Source organism: Vibrio sp. 99-8-1 (assembly GCF_013114595.1).
GTDB lineage: Bacteria > Pseudomonadota > Gammaproteobacteria > Enterobacterales > Vibrionaceae > Vibrio.
In genome coordinates, this window is record NZ_VTXE01000028.1 from 66,901 (window position 1) to 73,268 (window position 6,368).

A 6,368-nucleotide genomic window follows, 5' to 3' on the forward strand; every position below is an offset into this window, starting at 1 on the left:
CCCTACAACAGGATTGATACGTTAATTCACTCAGCGACCTATGTTAGGTCATTGAGTTACAAAAGAATCATACGGGTGGCTTATGTCTGAAAATAAAGCAAATGATTTTGGTTCCTCGGAGTTTATGCACGATCGCCAGCTCAAAAAAGGAGTTGCTGGCTGGTTCTTGCTTGCTACGTTAGGGGTTTCTTACGTTATATCTGGTGACTATGCAGGGTGGAACTTCGGTATCGCAACTGCTGGTTGGGGTGGTATGTTAATCGCATCGATATTGATGGGTTTAATGTATCTAACTTTAGTATTATCTTTGGCTGAGATGTCAGCGGCAATTCCAACTGCTGGTGGTGGTTACAGTTTTGCACGTAAGGTAATGGGGCCTGTTGGTGGTTATGCGACAGGTTTGGCGGTATTACTTGAATACGCTATTGCACCTGCGGCAATTGTAATCTTTATCGGTGGATACCTAGAAGCATTAGTGGGCTGGAACGGTCCGGTAGTGTACGCAGTATTCTATGCAATTTTTATCGGCATTCATTTGATTGGTGCGGGTGAAGCGTTGCGTATTATGTTGGTAATCACGGCGTTGGCCGTTGTGGCGATTATCGCAACAGCGTTTGGCTTAATACCATATTTTGAAGTGGCTAACCTTTTTGATATTCCAGCTAACCCAGCCGTTGCCGGTTCTACTACTTTCCTACCACAAGGGTGGGGTGGTGTTTGGGCTGCATTGCCATTTGGTATGTGGTTATTCTTAGCGGTAGAGGGTGTACCTCTAGCAGCTGAAGAAGCAAAAGACCCAGCTAAAGATATGCCAAAAGGTATTATCGCTGCAATGATCTTCCTATTGATCTCTGCGGCAATGGTTATGCTATTGGTTCCGGGTGCTGCGGGCGCAAGTGCAACAGGCGAATATGCTGCACCACTTGTTGATGCGTTGCGTGCTGTTCACGGTCAAGACTCAATGCTGGCTAACTTCGTAAACGTTGTTGGTTTGACGGGTTTGATTGCATCGTTCTTCTCAATTATTTACGGTTATAGCCGTCTGGTATTTGCACTTTCAAGAGCGGGTTACTTACCTGCCTTCTTATCATTAACTGGTAAGCGTAAAGTTCCTGCATGGGCACTGATTGTACCGGGTATTGTTGGTTTCCTTGCATCGCTAACTGGCGAAGGTGACCGTATGATTATGATTGCGGTATTTGGTGCAACTATCTCTTATGCACTGCAAGCGTATAGCCACATTTTGCTACGTAAGCATGAGCCAGATCTAGAGCGTCCGTATAAAACTCCTGGTGGTATCATCACTCCATGGATCACGGTAATCTTGTCTGTATTAGCGCTTACATCGTGCTTCGTGTATGACGCAACAGCGGCATTCTGGGCTGTTGGTTTATATGCAGCAGGTATGATTTACTACTTCATGTTCAAACATAAAGAAGTGTCTAAACATACTGCAGAAGAAGAGTTTGAAGCTATCTTCAAAGCAGAAGCGGAATTGGATGAGTAACAGTATCTGATAACCATTAAAAAAGAGGTCATGGAATGACCTCTTTTTTTTGCTGAAAATTCGTCAAATAATCTTATGCAGATTTTGTATTACGCATTAAATATCTGTACGAACTCAGTTGAAGATAGATGATATTGACGAGGGCAGTTGCGCCATGTTGTCAACATTCTACGGTACTTCTCTAGCATTGGCATCTGGGCATTAAAATGATGGTCTGCTTTATCAAATTGAGGGTATAGTCCTTCAGAATCAACCAAAAAGCGCACATAGTTTACTAACTGGTGCTCACTCGCAATATCAAAGCCTAAGAAAGCCAAACGGCGCTGATCAACAGAAGATTGGTCTTCGCTTTTTAACATCTTGTAGGACTCTTGCATGGCATGGTACATCTCCATGATATTGATAACTTCACGACATTCATCTTCTGAAATCTTACCAAACTCTTTATCCAACTCGCGCATTTGCAGTGCATAGCCACGCTCAACAATAGTTTGTAATCTTTTGTATTTATTGCTGTTTTCTGGGTTAAGCTGAGACATTAAGTAGTATTGATTTGAAAGGATTAAACGCTGAGCATTAGTCATTTCCATAATGGGGCCTCGATTTTTAAATTTTTGTAATAATCTGCCCACTAGATTACCAGTATTTATCGACTCAGCAACCGATTATCACCTTAAGTTGCTTAATGTTTGAGCATACAATGTTATTTGTTATTTCTTGGTTGGGTAGAGGTAATGTTTGTCAGAAAATGTTCTAAGCCATTCTGGTTTAAAAACAGACATGATTGCTGCCGCCATACCGTTGAGTAATCCTTCTGGAAAGATAAGAAGAGGCAAGAAAAGCAGATAATTATCATTAATCGTCTTCCAGTCGTAATTGCCTTGCCATAAATAAAATAGGCTATTAACAAGGAAATGTATGCTGCTAGTGATGCCGCCTGCAAAGAAACCGGCAACAAATATATAGACGAATATATTTTTAGGTAGAAAGCGGAAACTTAACCAGAAAACGGCATGACTGATGAGAATAGGAATGAGAGAAGAGAGCAGTAAATAGATAAAAAATTGATTAAAGGGTAACTGTAAGGTGAGACACAAACCCGTCACTGGGATGATGGTGATGACAAAGGCACTTCGCCAACCGAGCAGCAAGGTTAGGGTTGTTAACCCAAGAAGGTGAATCGAGAGGTATTCTTTTGTGCTAGCTTGAGCAGACCAGAGAAAGAATATCGCTAGCATGATAAAAAATAGAAAGTGCTGAAAAGCTTTGTCAGAGAGCAGTTTAGGTAATAGCTGTTGCCAAAAATCTTTAAATGATAGGGTCAACGCGAAGATAACAATGATGCCCGGCAGAACGTGAAAAGCACTCATCCTTGTGCTCCTATTTATGCATAAAAAAGCCGACACAAGTCGGCAATTTCTAATTAGTATTTAACGTTATCGTTATATTGGCTAAGTATTTCAACCATTTTATCCATGGTTTCTTTACTTGGGGGATTAATCCCTTCTAATGGATAATCATAGCCTAATGCTTCCCATTTATGTGCACCTAGTCGGTGATAGGGGAGTAACTCAACTTTTTCGATATTGTCCATATCTTTGATAAATTCACCTAGCATATGCGCCGACTCTTCATCGTCGGTATAGCCGGGAACAATAACGTAGCGAATCCAGGTTTTCTGGCCAATTTTGTGTAGATAGCGAGCAAAATCTAGCGTTCTTTTATTGGATACACCAATAAAGTCGTGATGAATTTCATCCTTCATATGCTTCAGATCGAGCATAACTAAGTCAGAGGCGGCCAACACTTCATCTACCACTTCTGTATGTTTGCGAATGTAACCATTGGTATCCAAACAGGTGTGCATACCCTCAGCTTGTGCTGCACGGAAGAAGTCTCGGACAAATTCTGGTTGTAACATCGCTTCACCCCCAGAGCAGGTTACACCGCCTCCGGATGCACGCATAAAATGTTTATACGATTTGGCTTCATTGATTATCTCATCAACGGTGACTTCTTTGCCGTCGTGCGTGTCCCATGTATCTCGGTTGTGGCAATACATACAACGCATTAAACAGCCTTGTAAAAAGACGATAAAACGAATTCCAGGGCCATCGACGGTCCCGCATGACTCAAAAGAATGGATACGACCTGTTTGCGACATTTGAAGTTCTCAGAGTAAATAACCTTCGTTATTTTATTACAAATATGGCGACATAAACAGAGTAACTTCCCTCTGTTCACTACAAAAAAAACCTCGCCATATAGCGAGGTTTTTTATTTTACTGAATCAGGACTAAATTATAGAGATTCAGTAAATGTACGTGCAATTACGTCAGCTTGTTGCTCAGCAGTTAGCGAGTTAAAGCGTACAGCGTAACCAGATACACGGATTGTTAGCTGAGGGTATTTCTCAGGGTGCTTAACTGCGTCTTCTAGAGTATCGCGGTTAAGAACGTTAACATTCAAGTGTTGGCCACCTTCAATGCCTGTTTCATGGTGGAAGTAACCATCCATCAAGCCAGCAAGGTTCGCTTTTTGCGCTGTGTCATCTTTACCCAGAGCATTTGGTACGATAGAGAAAGTATAAGAGATACCATCTTTCGCATCAGCAAACGGCAGTTTACCTACAGACGTTAGAGAGGCAACAGCGCCTTTCTCATCACGACCGTGCATTGGGTTTGCACCTGGAGCAAATGGAGCGCCAGCACGACGACCGTCAGGCGTGTTACCAGTCTTCTTACCATATACCACGTTTGAAGTGATAGTTAGGATAGATTGCGTTGGTACAGCGTTGCGGTATGTCTTAAGTTTACGGATTTTGCCCATAAATACAGATACAAGCTCACATGCGATATCATCAACACGTGGGTCGTTGTTACCAAATTTAGGGTAGTCGCCTTCGATTTCGAAATCGATCGCTAGACCATCTTCATCACGAACAGGCTTAACCGTTGCATATTTAATTGCAGACAGTGAGTCAGCAGCAACAGAAAGACCAGCGATACCACATGCCATTGTACGGAACACGTCACGGTCATGTAGAGCCATAAGTGATGCTTCGTAGCTGTACTTGTCATGCATGAAGTGGATGCTGTTTAGTGCAGTCACGTATTGCTTCGCAAGCCAATCCATGAAGTGGTCCATCTTGTCCCATAGTTCGTCATAAGAAAGAACATCAGAAGTGATTTTCTCCATCTTAGGACCAACTTGAGCTTTAGATTTCTCATCAACACCGCCGTTGATAGTGTAAAGCATAGTTTTAGCAAGGTTAGCACGTGCACCAAAGAACTGCATTTGCTTACCAACAACCATTGGAGATACACAACAAGCGATAGCGTAGTCATCAGATTCCATGTCAGGACGCATTAGATCGTCATTTTCATACTGGATAGAAGACGTATCGATAGATACTTTCGCACAGAAACGCTTAAAGCCGTCAGGCAGTTGCTCAGACCAAAGAACAGTGATGTTCGGCTCTGGGCTTGGACCCATAGTGTATAGGCTGTTTAGGAAACGGAAGTTAGAACGTGTAACCAGTGTACGTCCGTCTAGACCCATACCACCCATTGATTCTGTTGCCCAGATTGGGTCACCAGAGAACAACTCATCGTATTCAGGAGTACGTAGGAAACGAACCATACGTAGCTTCATTACGAAGTGGTCAATCATTTCTTGAGCTTGAGCTTCAGTGATTGTACCCGCTGCAATGTCACGCTCGATAAAGATATCAAGGAAAGTCGACGTACGACCTAGAGACATAGCTGCACCATTCTGAGACTTAACTGCCGCTAGGTAGCCAAAGTAAGTCCACTGAATCGCTTCTTGTGCCGTTTTTGCTGGCTCAGAAATATCACAGCCATACTTAGCTGCCATAGTTTTGATTTGACCTAGTGCACGGTGTTGCTCAGCAATTTCTTCACGAAGTTGCATTGTCGCTTCTAGATCTTCGCCGTTTTCGAAACGCTCTTGAAGAGAAGTAAACTGAGCGTACTTATCTTTCATTAGGAAGTCGATGCCATAAAGAGCAACACGACGGTAGTCACCAATGATACGGCCACGGCCATAAGCATCAGGAAGACCAGTAAGAACACCAGACTTACGACATGCTAGGATGTCTGGAGTATAGATATCGAAAACACCAGCATTGTGTGTTTTACGGTACTCTGAATAAATTTTGCTAACCATCGGATCAAGTTCACGATCATATGCTTTCGCTGAACCTTCAACCATACGGATACCACCGTTAGGGATGATAGCGCGTTTTAGCGGAGCATCTGTTTGTAAACCAACGATTGTTTCTAGATCTTTATTGATATAGCCAGCATCGTGTGCAGTGATGGTAGAGATAAGTGAAGTATCGAAATCCACAGGAGCGTGAGTACTGTTTTCCTGTTTGATACCTTCCATTACCTTAGCCCAAAGCGCGTTAGTTGCTTCAGTACCCTCAGAAACTAGGAAAGACTCGTCACCTTCATATGGTGCATAGTTCTTTTGAATAAAGTCACGTACGTTAACTTCGTTTTGCCACTCACCAGCTGCAAAACCTTCCCAAGCTTTAGCAAATTGCTCTGCCATGATATACCTACCTTTTTAGTAGAAAAATTACGTACTGTTTTCGCTTTATAAGCTAGTGCCGAAACACGCAGTACACTCTTTAATTAATAACAATATTTATGACCAAATTCATAACTATTTAACCATAGATATTGTAACCAAAATTACCAGTTCAAAACTGTGATTCAAATTATATTGTAAAAATTAAAAAAAATATATAAAAAAATGGGCAGTGTGATCACTGCCCATTTTTTAATCAATTAAAGTAGAGCCGGAATACCGAACTTACTTTCTAGCATACCTA

5 protein-coding genes are annotated in these 6,368 nt (G+C 42.1%); 1 reads left to right on the top strand and 4 read right to left on the bottom strand.

Annotation, left to right across the window (positions count from 1 at the left end; translation table 11 throughout):
* Window positions 1–82 precede the first annotated feature (82 nt).
* Window positions 83–1,507, top strand: coding sequence for an ethanolamine permease (eat, locus tag F0227_RS15525; RefSeq protein WP_171754161.1), 1,425 nt, complete (start codon window positions 83–85; stop codon window positions 1,505–1,507).
* 89 nt (window positions 1,508–1,596) lie between these two features.
* On the opposite strand, the gene F0227_RS15530 is transcribed toward eat, so the two are convergent.
* The 4 genes from F0227_RS15530 to pflB all read right to left on the bottom strand — a co-directional run bounded on the left by F0227_RS15530 (window position 1,597) and on the right by pflB (window position 6,085).
* Window positions 1,597–2,097, bottom strand: a complete 501-nt coding sequence (locus F0227_RS15530; protein ID WP_171754162.1) for a YfbU family protein — start codon at window positions 2,095–2,097, stop codon at window positions 1,597–1,599.
* Window positions 2,098–2,217: 120 nt separating this feature from the next.
* The gene (locus tag F0227_RS15535; protein ID WP_171754163.1) at window positions 2,218–2,877 is read right to left on the bottom strand and encodes an energy-coupling factor ABC transporter permease; all 660 of its coding nucleotides are present in this window, start codon (window positions 2,875–2,877) and stop codon (window positions 2,218–2,220) included.
* A 53-nt stretch (window positions 2,878–2,930) separates the two neighbouring features.
* Window positions 2,931–3,671 (bottom strand): pyruvate formate lyase 1-activating protein, encoded by a 741-nt coding sequence (gene pflA / locus F0227_RS15540; RefSeq protein WP_171754164.1) that lies wholly within the window; start codon window positions 3,669–3,671, stop codon window positions 2,931–2,933.
* A gap of 137 nt (window positions 3,672–3,808) precedes the next feature.
* On the bottom strand, window positions 3,809–6,085 hold the full coding sequence (gene pflB / locus F0227_RS15545; RefSeq protein WP_171754165.1) for a formate C-acetyltransferase: 2,277 nt from the start codon (window positions 6,083–6,085) through the stop codon (window positions 3,809–3,811).
* Between the last annotated feature and the right edge of the window lie 283 nt (window positions 6,086–6,368).

Excerpts from the sequence above, each read along its gene's own strand:
- eat (WP_171754161.1), top strand. The coding sequence starts at position 83 with ATGTCTGAAAATAAAGCAAATGATTTTGGTTCCTCGGAGTTTATGCAC.
- F0227_RS15530 (WP_171754162.1), bottom strand. The coding sequence starts at position 2,097 with ATGGAAATGACTAATGCTCAGCGTTTAATCCTTTCAAATCAATACTAC.
- F0227_RS15535 (WP_171754163.1), bottom strand. The coding sequence starts at position 2,877 with ATGAGTGCTTTTCACGTTCTGCCGGGCATCATTGTTATCTTCGCGTTG.
- pflA (WP_171754164.1), bottom strand. The coding sequence starts at position 3,671 with ATGTCGCAAACAGGTCGTATCCATTCTTTTGAGTCATGCGGGACCGTC.
- pflB (WP_171754165.1), bottom strand. The coding sequence starts at position 6,085 with ATGGCAGAGCAATTTGCTAAAGCTTGGGAAGGTTTTGCAGCTGGTGAG.